This window comes from Thiomonas sp. UBA7699, from assembly GCF_002482605.1.
Taxonomy (GTDB): Bacteria; Pseudomonadota; Gammaproteobacteria; order Burkholderiales; family Burkholderiaceae_C; genus Thiomonas; species Thiomonas arsenitoxydans.
Genome location: NZ_DLGH01000005.1, coordinates 142,076 through 158,986 on the forward strand (window position 1 = coordinate 142,076; position 16,911 = coordinate 158,986).

General features: G+C 65.1%; 15 protein-coding genes and 1 pseudogene. 9 read left to right on the forward strand and 7 right to left on the reverse strand.

Features of this window, described 5'->3' with window-relative positions; all coding sequences use genetic code 11:
• Positions 1-24 precede the first annotated feature (24 nt).
• Complete coding sequence (gene pmbA, locus B3H47_RS02340) at positions 25-1,380, reverse strand: metalloprotease PmbA (protein ID WP_286985820.1); 1,356 nt, start codon at positions 1,378-1,380, stop codon at positions 25-27.
• A 90-nt stretch (positions 1,381-1,470) separates the two neighbouring features.
• Here pmbA and yjgA point away from each other — a divergent pair, with 90 nt between their 5' ends.
• The 5 genes from yjgA to B3H47_RS02365 all read left to right on the forward strand — a co-directional run bounded on the left by yjgA (position 1,471) and on the right by B3H47_RS02365 (position 5,767).
• On the forward strand, positions 1,471-2,043 hold the full coding sequence (yjgA, locus tag B3H47_RS02345; protein ID WP_013106415.1) for a ribosome biogenesis factor YjgA: 573 nt from the start codon (positions 1,471-1,473) through the stop codon (positions 2,041-2,043).
• Complete coding sequence (gene mog, locus B3H47_RS02350) at positions 2,021-2,644, forward strand: molybdopterin adenylyltransferase (protein ID WP_286729840.1); 624 nt, start codon at positions 2,021-2,023, stop codon at positions 2,642-2,644. The genes yjgA and mog overlap by 23 nt, the downstream gene beginning before the upstream one ends.
• Positions 2,645-2,741: 97 nt before the next feature.
• Positions 2,742-3,692, forward strand: a complete 951-nt coding sequence (locus B3H47_RS02355) for an extracellular solute-binding protein (protein ID WP_286985830.1) — start codon at positions 2,742-2,744, stop codon at positions 3,690-3,692.
• Positions 3,693-3,803: 111 nt separating this feature from the next.
• Positions 3,804-4,628, forward strand: a complete 825-nt coding sequence (locus B3H47_RS02360; RefSeq protein WP_286985834.1) for an ABC transporter permease — start codon at positions 3,804-3,806, stop codon at positions 4,626-4,628.
• A complete protein-coding gene (locus B3H47_RS02365) occupies positions 4,616-5,767 on the forward strand; it encodes an ABC transporter ATP-binding protein (protein WP_286985838.1) in 1,152 nt (383 codons plus the stop codon). The genes B3H47_RS02360 and B3H47_RS02365 overlap by 13 nt, the downstream gene beginning before the upstream one ends.
• Before the next feature lie 17 nt (positions 5,768-5,784).
• Here B3H47_RS02365 and B3H47_RS02370 read toward each other — a convergent pair whose 3' ends face one another.
• The gene (locus B3H47_RS02370; RefSeq protein WP_286985841.1) at positions 5,785-7,677 is read right to left on the reverse strand and encodes a sensor domain-containing diguanylate cyclase; all 1,893 of its coding nucleotides are present in this window, start codon (positions 7,675-7,677) and stop codon (positions 5,785-5,787) included.
• A gap of 101 nt (positions 7,678-7,778) precedes the next feature.
• The gene (locus B3H47_RS02375) at positions 7,779-8,765 is read right to left on the reverse strand and encodes an aldo/keto reductase (RefSeq protein ID WP_286985843.1); all 987 of its coding nucleotides are present in this window, start codon (positions 8,763-8,765) and stop codon (positions 7,779-7,781) included.
• Positions 8,766-8,962: 197 nt separating this feature from the next.
• Here B3H47_RS02375 and B3H47_RS02380 point away from each other — a divergent pair, with 197 nt between their 5' ends.
• On the forward strand, positions 8,963-9,130 hold the full coding sequence (locus tag B3H47_RS02380) for a hypothetical protein (protein WP_286985845.1): 168 nt from the start codon (positions 8,963-8,965) through the stop codon (positions 9,128-9,130).
• A gap of 55 nt (positions 9,131-9,185) precedes the next feature.
• On the opposite strand, the gene B3H47_RS02385 is transcribed toward B3H47_RS02380, so the two are convergent.
• On the reverse strand, positions 9,186-10,823 hold the full coding sequence (locus B3H47_RS02385) for an APC family permease (RefSeq protein WP_276705920.1): 1,638 nt from the start codon (positions 10,821-10,823) through the stop codon (positions 9,186-9,188).
• A gap of 144 nt (positions 10,824-10,967) precedes the next feature.
• Between B3H47_RS02385 and B3H47_RS02390 the strand changes: the two genes are divergently transcribed.
• From B3H47_RS02390 to recQ, 3 genes and pseudogenes are all read left to right on the forward strand, one after another.
• Complete coding sequence (locus tag B3H47_RS02390) at positions 10,968-11,912, forward strand: TIGR00730 family Rossman fold protein (RefSeq protein ID WP_276705921.1); 945 nt, start codon at positions 10,968-10,970, stop codon at positions 11,910-11,912.
• On the forward strand, positions 11,909-12,829 hold the full coding sequence (gene rocF / locus B3H47_RS02395; protein WP_286985856.1) for an arginase: 921 nt from the start codon (positions 11,909-11,911) through the stop codon (positions 12,827-12,829). Before B3H47_RS02390 ends, rocF begins: the two co-directional genes overlap by 4 nt.
• Before the next feature lie 28 nt (positions 12,830-12,857).
• Positions 12,858-14,711: pseudogene (recQ, locus tag B3H47_RS02400) on the forward strand (DNA helicase RecQ).
• A gap of 94 nt (positions 14,712-14,805) precedes the next feature.
• Here recQ and B3H47_RS02405 read toward each other — a convergent pair.
• The 3 genes from B3H47_RS02405 to B3H47_RS02415 all read right to left on the reverse strand — a co-directional run bounded on the left by B3H47_RS02405 (position 14,806) and on the right by B3H47_RS02415 (position 16,902).
• Positions 14,806-15,789 carry a TerC family protein gene (locus tag B3H47_RS02405; protein ID WP_276705924.1) on the reverse strand — a complete coding sequence of 328 codons (984 nt, stop codon included), beginning with the start codon at positions 15,787-15,789 and terminating at the stop codon, positions 14,806-14,808.
• 85 nt (positions 15,790-15,874) lie between these two features.
• Positions 15,875-16,189, reverse strand: coding sequence for a zf-TFIIB domain-containing protein (locus tag B3H47_RS02410; protein ID WP_286985857.1), 315 nt, complete (start codon positions 16,187-16,189; stop codon positions 15,875-15,877).
• An 11-nt stretch (positions 16,190-16,200) separates the two neighbouring features.
• Complete coding sequence (locus tag B3H47_RS02415) at positions 16,201-16,902, reverse strand: Bax inhibitor-1/YccA family protein (protein WP_286985858.1); 702 nt, start codon at positions 16,900-16,902, stop codon at positions 16,201-16,203.
• Between the last annotated feature and the right edge of the window lie 9 nt (positions 16,903-16,911).

Here is a 16,911-nt window from a genome sequence, read left to right on the forward strand (position 1 = left end):
CCTTGTGCGAGGGGCTCGGCAAACTCAGCCCGCGCCGCCCACCGTCATGCCGTCGATCAGGATGGAGCCCGTGGTCTTGCTGCCATAGGTGTGCGTATCCGCGCCCACGGCCACCACATTGCGCAGCATGTCGCGCAGATTTCCCGCGATGGTGATTTCCTGCACGGGATAGCGGATCTTTCCGCCTTCCACCCAAAACCCCATGACCCCACGCGAATAGTCGCCCGTCACATAGTTGACACCGTGGCCCATGAGTTCGATGGCGAACAGCCCGGTGTGGAGCTTGCGCAGCATGGCGCGCAGATCATCCTTGGCCTGCGTGAGGCGGCTTTGCAGCAGCAGGTTGTGCGCGCCGCCGGCGTTGCCGGTGGTCTGCATGCCGAGCTTGCGCGCCGAATAAGTGCCGAGCAGATAGCCTTGCACCACGCCGCCGCTCACCAAACTGCGCTTGTGCGTGGCCACACCTTCGCTGTCAAACGGCGCGCTGCCGCGGCGTTTGGGCAGGGTGGGGTCTTCGATCAGGTCGATGTGATCGGCCCACACCTGCTGTCCCAAACTGTCTTGCAAAAAAGAGGATTTGCGATACAGCGCGCCGCCGCTGATGGCATGGGTGAAGCTGCCGATCAGGCCGGAGGCCAGCGGCGACTCGAACAACACCGGGCACTTGCGCGTGGACAGCTTGCGCGCCTTCAGCCGCGACAACGCGCGCTCTGCGGCGTAACGCCCCACCGCCTCGGGAGAAGCCAGGTCGGCGGGGTCGCATTCGGACGTCCACCAGTAATCGCGCTGCATATCGTCGCCGCGGCCTGCAATGGGCGCACAAGACAGACTATGCGACGAGGTAGCGTAGCCGTCGCAGAAGCCGCGGCTGTTGGCCAATACGAAGTGCGACTCTTGCGCGGATACGCTGGCGCCTTCGCTGTTGCGGATGCGCGGATCCACGGCGAACGCGGCCTTCTCGGCGCGCAGGGCGATCTTGGCCGCGCTCTGCGGCGTCAGATCCCAGGGGTGATAGAGATCGAGCTGCGGCTGTTGCTGACCGATGGCCAGCAGCTCCACCTCGGGCAGCCCGGCGCAGTCGTCTTCGGCGGTGTAGCGGGCGATGTCGAACGCCGCCTGCGCGGTGCGCGCAATGGCCTCTGCCGAAAAGTCCGACGTGCTGGCATGGCCACGGCGCTGGCCATCGAACACGCTGATGGACAGGCTCTTGTCGCGGTTGTGCTCCACGTTCTCGATCTGGCCGTTGCGCACGCCGACCGACATGCCCTGCCCTTCGGAGACTTCCACTTGAGCGTCCGAGGCGCCGACCTTGAGCGCCTGTTCGAGCGCCTGCTGGGCGAGATCCTGAAACTGCGATTTGTTGTAGGCGAAACGTCCCACGATATGGCATTCCTTTTTTGGCGGCCCGGCTCACTGTCCAGGATGGGCAGGTGGCCAGGGCACGCATGAACTCAACGGATAATAAGAGCCATGAAATTCCCGCATCGCCCCACCGGCCCCGCCTTTGATCCACCCGACGACCGACCGCCGAGCAAAAGCCAGGTCAAACGCGACATGCTCGCACTGCAAGAACTGGGCGAACAACTGATCAGTCTGCCTGCCCACACCATCCGGCAGGCCGATCTGCCCGAAGCCCTGCGAGATGCCGTGCTAGAAGCACAGCGCATCACCGCGCATGGCGGCCGCAAGCGCCAGACCCTTTATGTGGGCAAGCTGATGCGTTCGACCGATGCCGACGCAGTGCGCGCGGTCATTGCCGCAGCCACCCAGGACGACCGCGCCAGCGTCGCCCGCATGCACGCGCTGGAGCGCTGGCGCGACGTTCTGCTTGCCGACGATCAGGCGCAGACCGAATTCCTCGACAAATACCCCAGCACCGACGCGCAACAATTGCGCCAGCTCGTGCGCGGCGCACGCGCCGAAGTCGGCGCCGACAAGCCGCCGCGCCTCACCCGTCAACTTTTCCAGTTCGTCAAAGCGGCCATCGCCGCGCACGACACACCTCACCATCCCGCCGACGATGAACCCCTCCCCAGTTTCTGAAACGTCCGCCGCCGATCCGGTGCGCATCGGCCTGGTCTCCATCAGCGACCGTGCCAGCACCGGCATCTACCAAGACAAGGGCCTTCCCGCCTTGCGCGACTGGCTCGGGCGCGCCTTGCTCAACCCGGTGAGCTTTGTCGAACGGCTGATACCCGATGACCGCCTGCAGATCGCCAACACGCTGTGCGAACTGGTGGACTCCGAGCATTGCGACCTGGTGCTGACCACGGGCGGCACCGGCCCCGCTCCGCGCGACGTCACCCCGGAGGCCACGCTGGATGTGGCCGACAAGGAGATGCCCGGCTTCGGTGAACAGATGCGCCGCATCAGCCTGCACTTCGTGCCCACCGCCATTCTTTCGCGGCAAACCGCAGTCATCCGCGCGAAAACGCTGATCATCAATCTGCCGGGCCAGCCCAAGTCGATTGCCGAAACGCTCGAAGGCGTGCGCGACGCCGCCGGGCAAAGCGCCGTGCCGGGCCTGTTCGCCGCGGTGCCGTATTGCGTCGATCTGATCGGCGGGCCGTATCTGGAAACCGACCCCGCAGTGTGCGTGGCCTTCCGCCCCAAGTCGGCACAGCGGCCGCCACGGGTTTCGTAACACGCTCTCACCACCTTGCTTTCTGCGGGCACGACAAACGTCGGCCTTTCGCGTTATGCTCAAAATGCACAACGACAGGAGACTTGCAATGCACCCGATGAAAACACTCCCTCTCACCTTGAGCGCACTGGCGCTGGCTGCCGCCTGCACCACGGCCCAGGCTGAAACCCTGACCGTGTTCGCCGCGGGCACTCTCGGCAAAACCTTCACCACCCTGGCACGCGGCTTCGAGAAGCTGCATCCGGGCGTGACCGTGCAGCCGCAATTCGGCGGCAGCGTCAAAATGGTCAAGCAGGTCACTGTTCTGCACCAGCCGGCTGACGTAGTGGCTGTGGCCGACTATTCGGTCATCCCCAAGTACATGTTCAAGGGCGATGAGGGCAACAAACCCACGGCCGACTGGTCCATCGGCTTTTTGGGCAACGCCATCACCTTCATCTACACCCCCAAGAGCAAGGGCGCGAAGGAGATCAACGCCGACAACTGGTGGAAAATTCTCTCCGAACCCGGCGTGCAGATCGGGCGATCCAACCCCAACACCGATCCCTCGGGCTATCAAACTCTGCAGATGCTCGATCTGGCCGGCCGCTACTACAAACAGCCCGACCTTGAAGCCAAGGTGCTGGCCAACTCGCCCGAGAGCAATATGCGCGATACCGAGACCGATCTGATCTCGGCGCTGCAGCTCGGTCAAATCGACTATCTCGCCATCTACCGCTCCGATGCCGTGCAGCATCACATGGAGTCCATCGACCTGCCGCCGCAGATCAATCTCAGCGATCCCAGATACGACGCCGATTACGCCAAGGCCAGCGCCAAGACCAAGAACGGCGAACTTTCCGGCCGTCCCATCATTTACGCGGTCACGATCCCAACGACCGCCCCGCATCCCAAGCTGGCGCAGGAGTTCATCGCCTACCTGCTCGGACCAGAAGGGCAAAAGGTCATTGCGGCCAATGGCTTCATTCCGCTCAAGCAACCCTACGCCATGAACCGCGACAAAGTTCCTGCAGACCTGCGCAAGCTCACAGTCCCCTGGCCAAGATGAGCCCGCCCCGAAAGCCTGCGCTGCGCTTGGCTCTCCCCTCAAGGGGCGACACGCCCTTGGGGCGGCCCGGCGGGCGTGTCACTTTGATCACCTCGCCGAGGAACGCAAACCATGTTGAGGCGTGAGGCGCGCAGCCCGATGTTCTGGGTGTTCTGGCTGATCGGCGCGACGCTGCTGACCTTCATCGCCCTGCCCTTGCTGGCCCTGCTGCTGCACCCCACGCTGGGCGATCTGCGGCAAGTGGCGGCGATGGCGGATGTGCGCAGCGCCATTGGCCTGAGTCTGGGCGCGGCGCTGTTCAGCACGGTGCTGGCTGCGATGTTCGCCGTGCCGCTGGCTTATGTGCTGGCGCGGCAGCAGTTTCGTGGCAAGAGCGCGGTGGAAGCGCTGGTCGATCTGCCGCTCACCATTCCGCACACCATTGCGGGCATCGCGCTGCTGCTGGTGTTCAGCCGAGGCGGCTGGCTGGGCGCACCATTGGCGCACATCGGCCTGGAGTTCTGGGGCACGTTTGCCGGCATCGTGCTGGCGATGAGTTATGTCGGCCTGCCCTATGCGGTGAACGCCGCCCGCGGCGGATTCGAGGCGGTGGACCTGCAGATCGAGCGCGCCGCGCGCATTCAGGGCGCGGCGCCGTGGGAGGTATTTCGCCGCGTCACCCTGCCGCTGGCGCGTCAGGGCATCGGCACCGGGCTGACGCTGTGCTTCGCCCGCGCCATCGGCGAGTTTGCCGCGGTGGTGCTGCTGGCCTATTACCCGATGACGGCGCCGATACGCATCTACGACCTGTTCCTGCAGTCCGGGCTGCGGCAATCCGTGGCGGCTTCGGTGCTGTTTCTGCTGGTGGTCATGGCGCTGTTCTGGGGACTGAGGCTGCTCGCCTCGGCACGCGCGCCGCAGTCCGCGCAAGACCGGCAAAAGGCATGGCTGCACTGACGCAACGCACCGTCCTGGCAACGCCCGCAGTCACCAGCCCGGCTCATGGCGTGCCTGGCTCTCTGCGTTTACGCGGGCTGCAATGGGGCATCGGCGCCTGGCAGTCGGCCGTCGTCGATCTGCAAGTTCCGCGCGGCCAGACCCTGGTTTTGCTGGGCCACAACGGCGCGGGTAAGAGCGCCCTGCTCGACACCCTCGCCGGCTTTCTGCCCGCGCGCGCCGGGCAGGTGCAACTGGGCGCGCAAGACCTCACCGCCCAGCCGCCGGAGAAGCGCCGCATCGGCTATATGTTCCAGCGCGATGCGCTGTTTCCGCACTGGACGATTGCGCGCAATCTGCAGTTCGGCCGTGGCGCACAGGCCGATCTCGATCCGCTGCTCGACGCGCTCGATCTGCGGCCCTGGTTGAACCAGTATCCGCACCAGCTCAGCGGCGGCCAACGGCAGCGGGTTGCGCTGGCGCGGGCGCTGGTCGGTGCACCCGAATTGCTGCTGCTCGACGAACCCTTCTCGGCCATCGACCCCGAGGCCCGTCCAGGCTTGCGACGCACCCTGGCTGCACTGCTGCGCGAGCGCGCCTTCACCACCGTGCTGGTGACGCACGACCCGGTGGACGCACGCCTGCTGGGCGACCTCGTGGGCGTGCTCGATGGCGGGCGTCTGCTGCAGGCGGGCACGCCACAACAAGTGTTCGAGCGCCCGGCCGATCTGCCCACGGCGCGACTGGCGGGTGTGGACAATTTGTGGCCGCTTCAAGTGCTGGCACAGTCGCGGCTGGGCGCACAGGACGTGCTCTCGCTCGGCATCGAAGCGCAGCCCGTGCTGGACTGGCGCGGCACGCTGCCTGCTGACACCGAGTTGCAACCCGGCGCCCGAGTCACCCTGGCCGTTCGCGCCGAGGCGGTGCATCCCTGCCCGGCTTCGACTTTAGTGACTCAAGACGACGACAGCCTCACCCTGACGGCCCGCCTGATCGAAGCCCGATGCGAAGGCCCGCTGTGGCGGCTGCGCTGTGCGCTGCCCTGCGGGCTGGAAGCCGAGACCTACGCCCTGCCGACACTCTGGCGCGAACTCGCGCTGGAGATCGGCGGCCCCCTTGGCCTGCGTATCCGGCAGGCCGACCTGCATCTGCTGGTCTGAAATTCAGATCATTCAGATCAATTGCTCGCCGCCGCAGAGGAAGCAGTCGGCGCCAGACAAACCCGGTTGCGGCCCAGGCGCTTGGCCTGCAGCAAAGCCTGATCGGCGGCACGGATGAGCGATGCGGCGTCGGCGAAACCCGCGGCGCCCAGAGCCACCCCCACGCTGACCGACAAGGGCGGCAGATCGGCTTGCGGCACAGCAATGGCGGCGCGGATGCGCTCAGCCACACGCATCGCGGCCTCTTCGGTCGTTTGCGGGCAGAGCATCAAAAACTCCTCGCCCCCCACCCGCGCAACAAAATCCATGCCGCGCGACTGCTGGCGCAGCACACGCCCCACGGCACGCAAGGCCTGATCTCCCACGTCATGGCCCAGCCGGTCGTTGATGCGCTTGAATTCATCGAGGTCGAACATCAGACACGCCAGCGGCTGACCCTCGGCTGCGGCCTGGGCAAAAAGCGGCGGCAAAAAAGCGTCGAGCGCGCGGCGGTTGCCCACGCCGGTCAGCTCGTCGGTACCCGCGGCCTGCAGCAACTCGGCGTTGCGCTGTTCCAGCGTGCGCAGGGTACGCAAACCGTGGCTGCGCTCGGCCTCGGCAGCAGCCAGCACCCGCGTGGCGCGCGCTCCGGTCTGCACCTTGGCGATCAGCATTTGCGGCAAGACGGGGGCAAAGAGCACGTCGTTCGCGCCGGCATCCAGCGCGTTCAGCACCGCGTGCTGCTCCATGTCGCGGGACAGGGCCAGCAAGTAGATACGCGGGCCGCGCTCGGTGCGCAGGCTGCGGCAAAGCGCGGCCACGCTGTCGCCGTCGGCCCAATCGAGCACGACCACCCGCGGCCCCTGAATCTGCACGATCTCAAACGCCTCGGCCGGGGTGGCGGCTTCGGCGAGCGCGTGCCCAGCCGATTCCAGCGCCTGCCGCAGGCCAAGACGCAGCGCGGCGTCTTTCGACACAATCAGCACTTCGTCGGCAATGGGTTCGTCGAGCAGCGGCGGAGTGGCCAGAGCGCGGCGCAGGCGGTCGAACTCGGTATCCACCTCGGCCTGTTCGAGCTTCATCTCGAACACCGCTGCCATGCCCGCCATGTCTTGCGCGGCGCTGGCGAGCACACCCTGCAGATCGCTTTCGCTGAGCTGAAGATGTTCGGCCAGGTTGCGCATCTGCCCGGCATCGGCCGCCACACTACCCGGACGAAGCTGCAGGCTGCGGCTGAGCGCCACGCACTCGCCCAGCTGCGCTTCACGGCTGCCCGCAGCCCCCGGCGTCTGCGGCCGAATACGCACGGCCTGCGCCAAGGTCTGCGGAAAGCCCCAGTGCGCGAGCAGCACCGCACTGGCGTCGCCCTGGTCGTAGCCGTACTGTTGCAACTGCTGAGCCAGCAACGCTTGCACCGAACCTTCGGCACCGATATAGACCGCCTGCGCGCCCAGACTGACAGCCATCGCGAGTTGCCCCACATCAGCGAGCAGGCCCAGGCTGAAGGCTTCTGCGCTGGGCATCTTGCCCACACGCTGCGACAGATACTGGAACACCAGACCGCGCTGGATCGAGGTCATCCAGAACCGGCGCAGATCGAAACCTTCGATATCCGTGGCCTTGCTCGCCTGCATGAGCGACAGCGCAATGGCCAGCCGGGCCAGCCCGCCCGTGCCGATGCGCAGCACCGCCTCTTCAATGGCCACCGCGGGACGCATGCCCGCGAAAATGGCCGAGTTGGCCAACTGGATCATGCGCGCCACCAGGGCCGGGTCTTTGCGCGCGATGTTGGCGATGTCGCGCATGCCCAGATCGCGCCGCTCCAGCGCGCGCATGAGTTCAAGCGCGACCGCGCTGGGCGACGGCAGGAGCCGGTTCTCGGCGGTCAGGGCTTGAAGAATCTCGGGATCGGTCAGCGGTGAGGCAGGCATGGGGACGATTTTTCTTGGAATGTCAAGTCATGTTACCGACTTGCCCAAGCGTCGTCCCTCTGAAAATCTACGGGTGTTGCGCCGAAGAATCGGAAACTAGGTCAACGATTGACCGCCTGCATCCCGGCTTCCGGGTAGCGCTCGCCGCTGGCCGCACCGGGCGGCACCGCTTGATGGATGCGAATGAGATCCGCCGTGCTCAGACGCACCCGCAATGCGCCCATGTTTTCCTCCAGATAGCGCCGCCGTTTGGTGCCCGGAATGGCGATGACATCATCGCCCTGCGCCAGCAGCCATGCCAGGGCGAACTGCGCCGGGGTGCAGTTTTTCGCCTCGGCCATCTGCCGCACGGTTTCGGCCAGACGCAAATTGCGCGCAAAGGTCTCCGGCTGAAAACGCGGTGAGCGGCGGCGCCAGTCGCCTTCGGGCAAATCGTCGAGCGACTTGATCTGCGAGGTGAGAAAGCCTCGACCCAAGGGGCTGTAGGCGACGAAAGCGATGCCCAGTTCGCGTACCGTGTCGAGCAGCAAGCCTTCAGGGTCGCGCGACCAGAGCGAATACTCCGACTGCAGCGCGGAGATCGGATGCACCGCGTGCGCGCGGCGGATGGTGGCTGGCGCCGCCTCGGACAGCCCGAGCCAGCGCACCTTGCCCGCGCGCACCAGATCGGCCATCGCGCCCACCGTCTCCTCGATCGGCACCTCGGGATCGACGCGGTGCTGGTAATACAGATCGATCACGTCCACGCCCAGCCGTTTCAGGCTGGCTTCGCAGCTCTGGCGCACATAGTCGGGGCGGCCGTTCACCCCCAGAAACTCGCCATTCGGCCCGCGCATATTGCCGAATTTGGTCGCTAGGAAAACCTCATCGCGACGCCCGTTGATGGCGCGGCCGACTAACAGCTCGTTACGTCCTACGCCGTACATATCGGCCGTATCGAGAAAATTCACGCCGAGATCGAGTGCGCGGCGAAGGGTGGCGATCGATTCAGCGTCGTCGCCCTGCCCGTAAAACTCGGACATCCCCATACATCCCAGGCCAAGAGCCGAGACATTCGGCCCATCAGCGCCCAATTGTCGGTACTGCATCACTATTCCTCCTGCTCACCCAGCAAACATGTGGGCATTCAGACCTAGCCTATCGGTTCGCGCGGGCGTGCGCTGTTACCGTGGGTAAACCGGAAAAAATTCACGTCAGCTGCAGTTTCCTGTTGTTTCAGCCCGCGCCTGCCTGAAGAACACTTCCTAAAATTTGCATCTCTCGATATCCCGCACCTCACCCGCCCATGACCGCCCTCACGCTGCACCAAGACGAGCTCGCCAATATGTTCAAACTCGCGCCGGTTTCACTCTGGGTCGAGGATTTAGCCGCCATCCACCGCGCCGATCAGCAGCTGTCCGCCGAAAAGCGTGCGTTCTACGAACAGATCGGCTTCAACCGGCGGCAGGACTGACCGCCGCCGCAACAAAAAAGCCGCACGAGGCGGCTTTTTTGTTGCGCGGAAGCAATCAGCCGCGCGTCCTGCCAGTCATCGCGATCAGTTCGCGCGCCTCTTCCGGCTCGGGCAAGCCGCTGGCTACGGCGATGGCCATGATGGCGATGCTGATGATGACCACGACGACCATGCCCTGATAGAAGGTCAGCAATCCCGTGCCGCCGATGAGGTCCTTCGGACCGAGATAGGTCACCAGCCACATGGCGAAGAAATACGGCGCCAGCCACCACGCGCCCTTCCATTGCAGATGGCTGAGTTTGCCGCCGTGGGTGATGGCCTGACCGATCACGAACAGCACAAAGATAATGGCCAGGCCGCCGAACAGGAAGTTGTCCGTGCTCGCGCCCGACCAGTAGATGATCAAGTTGGCCACGATGAAGGCCAGCGGCGCCCACAGGCTTGCGCCTTTCAAGGTGAAGGGGCGCGGATAAGTGCCCAGCGGCATGCTGCGGCGCAGGGTCATCAGCGCCACCGGGCCGATGCCATAACCCAGCACGGTGGCCGACGAGATGAAGGTGACGATTTTCTGCCACGACGGAAACGGCAGGAAGAACAGAATGCCCACGATCCAGGTGATCCACAGCCCGGTGGACGGCGCGCCGTTTTTGTTCAGCTTGGCGAACCAGGGCGTAGACAGACCGTCGCGCCCGGTAGCGTAAACCACGCGCGCTGTAGTGCCGCCATACACCAGGCCGGTGCCCGCAGGCGACACGACAGCGTCGATGTAGAGCAGGATGGCCAGCCAGCTCATGCCCAGAATCACGGCCAGACCGGCGAACGGGCCTGACACCCCGGTGAAGTGCAGCTTGGCCCAGCCCTGCGCGATGTCGGAAGGATTGACCGCGCCGATGAGGGCCACTTCCAGCATGACAAAAATCGCCCCGGCGATCAGCACCGAGCCAATGATGGCAATGGGCACGTCACGCTGCGGGTTGGTCGCCTCGCCCGACAGTTCGATGGCCTGGCGAAAGCCCAGATAGCTGAACACGATGCCCGAGGTAGCGATGGCCGCGATCGTGCCTTTGGCGCCAAACGGGGCGAAGCCCTGCGCGGTGAAATTGCCCACATGAAACGAGGCGAGCATCAGCGCCACGATGGTCAGAATGGGGATGATGAGCTTCCAGATCATCAAGGTATTGCCCAGCCGCAGCAGGGCGCGCACGCCCCAGGCGTTGATGAGGATGAAAGCGCCGAGTAGCAAGATGCTGACGATCATGCCGGTATCGGTCAGCAGCGAAGTTTTCGCATCGACCATGCCCGGCAGATAGTTGTTGGCGTAAGTCACCACCGCCAGCACCTCCGCCGGGGCGACGGTCACGTAGCCGAGAAACACCACCCAGCTCACCACCGCCGCAGCCAGATGGCCGTGGCTCAACTTGGGAAAGGTGATGACCGCGCCCATGCCCGGAAACGAGCTGGTCAGTTCGGCATTGACGAAGGCCAGCACCAGAATGGCCGCGCCGCCGATGGCCCACGAAAGAATGCTGGCCGGCCCGGCCTGCGTGGCCGCCGTGAGCGGGGCGAACAGCCAGCCCGAGCCGATGATGGCCGTCAGACTGGCAAACAGCAGGCTCCAGATGCCAGCAGCCTTGCGGATGTTGCGCCCCGGCGTGCCAGCCGCCGCGGGGGTATCGAGGTGAATGCTTGCCATGATGTGCTCCTCATCGTTTTTTGATGTGAGGGTTTTAGGCGCATTTGCGACGCAATGCCGTTTGAAAACGTAACGGCTGCGGCGCTGCGAAACATCTCGCGAAACATCCCTTTCCCGTTCAAACCGATTCGCTATGCTTGCCGCATGAACAAACAACGCCTTTTGCGCCACAAACGCAGCCACCTCACCGACCGCAACTTTCCCAGCGCAGGCGAAGATGCGGCCATCGTCGCCGTCGAGCCCTCGCCCTACGACCAGCCGGGCAGCAGCTACAAACTGGCGTTCACAGACACCGAGTTCATCCTGCGTGAAGAAATGCGCGCGGTGCGCATGCAGCTCGAGCTGCTCAAGCCCGAACTGATCCAGACCGAGCACGGCATCGAGTCCACCCTGGTGATCTTCGGCAGTGCGCGCATCCTGCCGCGCGACGTGGCGCAACAGCGCCTGGCCGAAGCCATTGCCAAAGGCAACGCCCAGGCCGTCGCGCGGGCGCGCATGCAGCTCGATATGTCGCGCTACTACGAAGAGGCGCGGCGCTTCGCCACCCTCGTCACCCGCGCCACCTGCGATGCCGACGAGCCGCTGGTGGTCGTCACCGGCGGCGGCCCGGGCATCATGGAGGCGGGCAACCGCGGCGCGTTCGAAGCCCAGGGCAAAAGCATCGGCCTGAACATCGTGCTGCAGCACGAACAGCGGCCCAACCCCTACATCACGCCGGAGCTGTGCTTCCAGTTCCACTACTTCGCGCTGCGCAAGATGCACTTTCTCATGCGCTCGGTCGCGCTGGTGTGCTTCCCCGGCGGCTTCGGCACGCTCGACGAGTTGTTCGAGGTGCTCACGTTGACGCAGGCGCGCAAGGTGCGGCAGCGCCCCATCGTGCTGTTCGGCGAGAGTTTCTGGCGCAAGCTGATCAACTTCGACTATCTGGTCGAAACCGGCATGATCGCCGCCGAAGACCTGGATCTGTTTCACTTCGTCGAAACCGCAGAGCAGGCGTGGGACGTGTTGGCGCGGGCCTTCGAGCTGAACGGTGCGGATGTCGGTGCAGAGAGCGACACAGAGGCTGAATCCGAGCCTGTTGCCCCATGAGTGCCAGCCCCGTCATTCATCTCATCGGCGCGCCCACCGACATCGGCGCTGCAGACCGTGGCGCCTCCATGGGGCCGGAAGCGCTGCGCGTGGCCGGCATCGACCGCGCCCTGCGCGCTCAGGGCCTGACGGTGCTCGATACCGGCAATCTCATCGGCCCGCACAACCCTTGGCAACCACCGGCCTGCGGCTATCGCCATCTGCCCGAAGTCATCTCCTGGAACACCGCGGTACATCAGGCCGTGGGCGATGCCTTGCGGGCTCAAGCCCTGCCCATCCTGCTGGGGGGCGATCATTGCCTGGCCATCGGCTCGCTCAGCGCGGTGGCGCAGCATTGCCGCGCACAGGGTCGCAAGCTGCGCGTGCTGTGGCTCGACGCCCATGCCGACTTCAACACCCACACCGTCACGCCCACCGGCAACATTCACGGCATGCCCGTGGCCTGCCTGTGCGGCAACGGCCCGCAAGCGCTCACCACCCTGGGCGGCCCGGCGCCGCAACTGCAACCCTCCTGCATCCGGCAGATCGGCATCCGCAGCGTGGACGCAGAGGAAAAACGGCTGGTGCATCAGGCCGGGCTCGACGTGTTCGACATGCGTTACATCGACGAATACGGCATGCGCGACGCCATGCGCCGGGCACTCGAAGGCGTGGACAACGACACTCATCTGCATGTGAGTTTCGACGTCGATTTTCTCGACCCCGACATCGCCCCCGGCGTGGGCACCACCGTGCCCGGCGGCCCCACCTACCGCGAAGCGCAGCTTTGCATGGAAATGATCGCCGACACCGGCCTGCTGGCCTCGCTCGACGTGGTGGAACTCAACCCCGCCTTCGACGAACGCAACCGTACCGCCGAGGTGGCGGTCGATCTCATCGAGAGCCTGTTCGGCAAGTCCACGCTGATGCGCAAGTAAGGCTGTCGGCGCAGCGACAATAGCGTCCATGCCCAAGAAGTTTCCCTCTGCCCTGGACGCGCTGCAACACGTCTGGGGCTACCCCGCGTTCCGCAGTTTGCAAGCCCAGGCCATCGACCATGTGGTTGCGGGCCGCGACGCCCTGGTGCTCATGCCCACCGGCGGCGGCAAATCGCTGTGCTTCCAGATTCCGGCGCTGCTGCGCGAGGGTGTGGGCATCGTGGTGTCGCCGCTGATCGCGCTGATGCAAGACCAGGTGGCCGCGCTGCGCGAGCTGGGCCTGCGCGCCGCCTTTCTCAACTCCACCCTCGACGCCAGCGAGGCCCGCGCGGTGCAGCGTGCGGCGCGCCAGGGCGAGCTGGACCTGCTCTACATGGCGCCCGAACGCCTGCTGAGCGAATCCGGCCAGACCCTGCTCGACGATCTGCGCATCGCCCTGTTCGCCATCGACGAGGCGCATTGCGTCTCGCAGTGGGGCCACGACTTCCGCCCGGAATACGGCCAGCTCTCGCTGCTGCGCGAGCGCTGGCCCGAGGTGCCGCGCGTGGCGCTGACCGCCACCGCCGACGAACCCACGCGCCACGAAATCGTGCAGCGCCTGTTGCACGAGGGCGCCGAGTTCGTCTCCAGTTTCGACCGCCCCAACATCCGCTACCGCGTGGTGGAAAAACGCGACGGCCGCGCGCAACTGCTGCAGTTCATCCGCAGCGAACATCCGCATGACTGCGGCGTGGTGTACGCCCTGTCGCGCAACACCGTGGAAGAAGTGGCCGAGATGCTCGCGGGCCACGGCCTGCGTGCCCTGCCCTATCACGCCGGCCTGCCCGCGGCCACACGCGCGGCGCACCTGCGGCGTTTTCTCGATGAAGACGGCATCGTCATGGTGGCCACCATCGCCTTCGGCATGGGCATCGACAAGCCCGATGTGCGTTTCGTCGCCCACCTCGACATGCCCAAGTCCATCGAGGGCTATTTTCAGGAAACCGGCCGCGCCGGGCGCGACGGCCTGCCCGCCACCGCGTGGATGGCTTACGGCCTGGCCGACGTGGTGCAGCAACGTCGGCTGATCGACCTGTCGGACGCCGACGACGCCTACAAGCGCCTGTCCACCGCCAAGCTCGACGCCATGCTCGCGCTGGCCGAAGCCGCCGACTGCCGCCGCGTGCGCCTGCTGGGCTACTTCGGCGAAGCCAGCGCGCCCTGCGGCAACTGCGACAACTGCCTGAACCCGCCGCAACTCGTCGACGCCACCGAGGCCGCGCAAAAGCTGCTATCCACCATCTACCGCTGCCGCCAGGCCAGCGGCACCAGCTTCGCAGCCAGCCATCTCATCGACGTGCTGCGCGGCAAACGCACCGAGAAGACCGAGCGTCACGGCCACCATGCGTTGTCCACCTTCGGCATCGGCGCCGATCTGAGCGAGACCGACTGGCGCTTGCTGCTGCGCCAGCTCGTCGCACAACGACTGGTCGAAGTCGACGCCGCGCATTTCAACGTGCTGCACCTCACCGACGCCAGTCGCGCGGTGCTCAAGGGCGCGCAGCGCATCCACCTCAAGCACCGCGAGCCCGGCGGGCAGCGCCGTCGCCGCAGCACCAACGGCAGCACCACGTCGACCGGCACGCGGCTGACCATGCAGGCCATGTCGAGCGCCGATGCCGAGCTGTTCGCCCACCTGCGCACCTGACGCGCAGCCACCGCCAAAGAGCACGGCGTGCCCGCCTTTGTGGTGTTTCCCGACGCCACGCTGCAGGCCATCGCCCTGGCCCGGCCGGATAGCCTGGATGCGCTACGCGGCATTTCCGGCGTGGGCGACAAAAAGCGCGACACCTACGGCGCCGCGCTGCTCGAAGTCATTGCACAGGCCAGCGAAATGAGCTGATTCAGCACGCGCCGCAGAACCCGGCCGCAACAGCCAGGAGATTTTGAACGCCAGACGCAACAGCCAACTTGGCTTGCGACACGTTTGCTGATCGTCAACCCCCAGCAGGCCTGCCTTCGCTTGCTGCGCCGTGCGTTTTCCACAACGAGAACAGCACACCCGCAGCCAGCAGGCCAAAAGTCACGCTCAGGCTGATGGCCGAGGGAATCTTGCCGACCCACTCGGCCGCAATAATCTTGCCACCGATGAACACCAGCACCAGCGCCAGCGCGTATTTCAGATAGGCGAAGCGGTGCAGAATGGCCGCCAGCGCGAAGTACAGCGCGCGCAGTCCCAGAATGGCGAAGATATTGCTCGTGTACACCACAAAGGGATCGGCCGTGACCGCGAACACGGCGGGCACGCTGTCCACCGCAAACACCAAATCAGCCAGTTCCACCGTAACCAAGGCCATGAACAGCGGGGTGGCGATGCGCCGCACCCGCCCGTGCGCGTCAGGCTGTTTCACCCAAAAAGCCTTGCCGTGCAACTGCTCCGTCACCGGCACCACGCGGCGAATGAGGCGCAGTACCGGGTTGTGCATCGGGTCGGGCGCATGATCGGCGGCCCACAGCATTTTGATGCCGGTGTAGATCAGGAAAGCGGCGAACAGGTAGAGCACCCAGTGGAATTCCTGCACCAGCGTGGCGCCCGCGCCGATGAGCAGGGCGCGCAGCGCGATCACCCCCAGAATGCCCCAGAACAGCACGCGGTGCTGCAAAGCGCGCGGCACGGCGAAGGCGGTGAACACCAGCGAGATCACGAACACGTTATCGAGCGACAGACTTTTTTCCACCGCATAGGCGGTGAAGTAATCCATGCCCTGCTGCGCTCCCACCTGCCACCACAGCCAGCCGCCAAAAGCCACCGCCACGGCGATATAGCCCGCCGACAGCCACAGGCTTTCCGTCACGCTGATTTCACCGCCCTCGCGGTGCAACACCCCGAGGTCAAGCGCCAGCAGGGTGACAACCACGCCGCCAAACACCAGCCAGAGCCACAGCGCATAACCCAGAAACGAAGCGTGCAGAAATTCCATGATCGAGTCAAAAAAGCGTAAAGGAAGGCACAAAAAAAGGGGGGCCGCAGCCCCCCAAGAAATGACACGGTTGGAGCGCAGTGTGTCAATCGAAATCAAACAGATCGGACAGCAGCGACTTGCGCTTTTTGTAGGGCTGCTGGCCAAAGCGCGGATCGTAGGAACGCTGGCGAAAATCGCTGTCCTCGAAATTCGGCTGGCGGGCCGGCTGGGGGACCACGGGCTGGGGCGCGGTCGCTCGCGGGGCCGCCGCCTGTTCCACCGCCGCGGCGCGCTCGATGATTTTGTCGAGCTCGCCGCGATCGAGCCACACGCCACGGCACTTCGGGCAGTAATCAATCTCGATGCCGTGGCGCTCGGCCATCACCAGGGTGGTCTCTGCGCAGTGCGGGCAGTTCATCGCGTGCTCCTTCAGTCGTCGCTGCTCATGAAACCGAGCAACTGCAGCAAGCTGGTGAACAGGTTGAAAATGCTGACAAACAGGCTCACCGTGGCCAGGATGTAGTTAGTCTCGCCACCGTTCACGATGCGGCTGGTCTCGAACAGAATCATGCCCGACATCAGCAGCACCACCGCGGCCGAAACCGCGAGCGACAAGGCGGGCATCTGGAAGAACACGGCCGCCAATCCGGCCAGCAGCGCCACGATCATGCCGGCAAACAGAAAGCCGCCCATGAAGCTGAAATCGCGCTTGCTGGTGAGCACCCAGGCCGACAGCCCGAAGAAAATCAGCGCCGTGCCGCCGAAGGCCATGCTCACAATCTCGCCACCGCCGGCAATCGCCAGGTAATGATTGACGATGGGCCCCAGCGTGTAGCCCATGAAGCCCGTCAGCGCGAACACCGCGCCCAGACCCCACACGCTGTTGCTCAGCTTGTAGGTGGCAAACAGCAGGCCAAAATAGCCCACCAAGGTGAGAATGATGCCGGGATGCGGCAGCCTGAGCGCGGCGCTCACCGCGGCCACCGCCGCGCTGAACGTCAGGGTCAGCGCCAGCAAGGCATAGGTATTGCGCAGCACACGGTGCGCCGGCATAGAAGCGGAATCAGGAGCGGCAGCCGTGCCGGTGGAATACACCACGGCACTCTTGCCCCAGGCATTGCTCTCGTTCATGTTGAACTC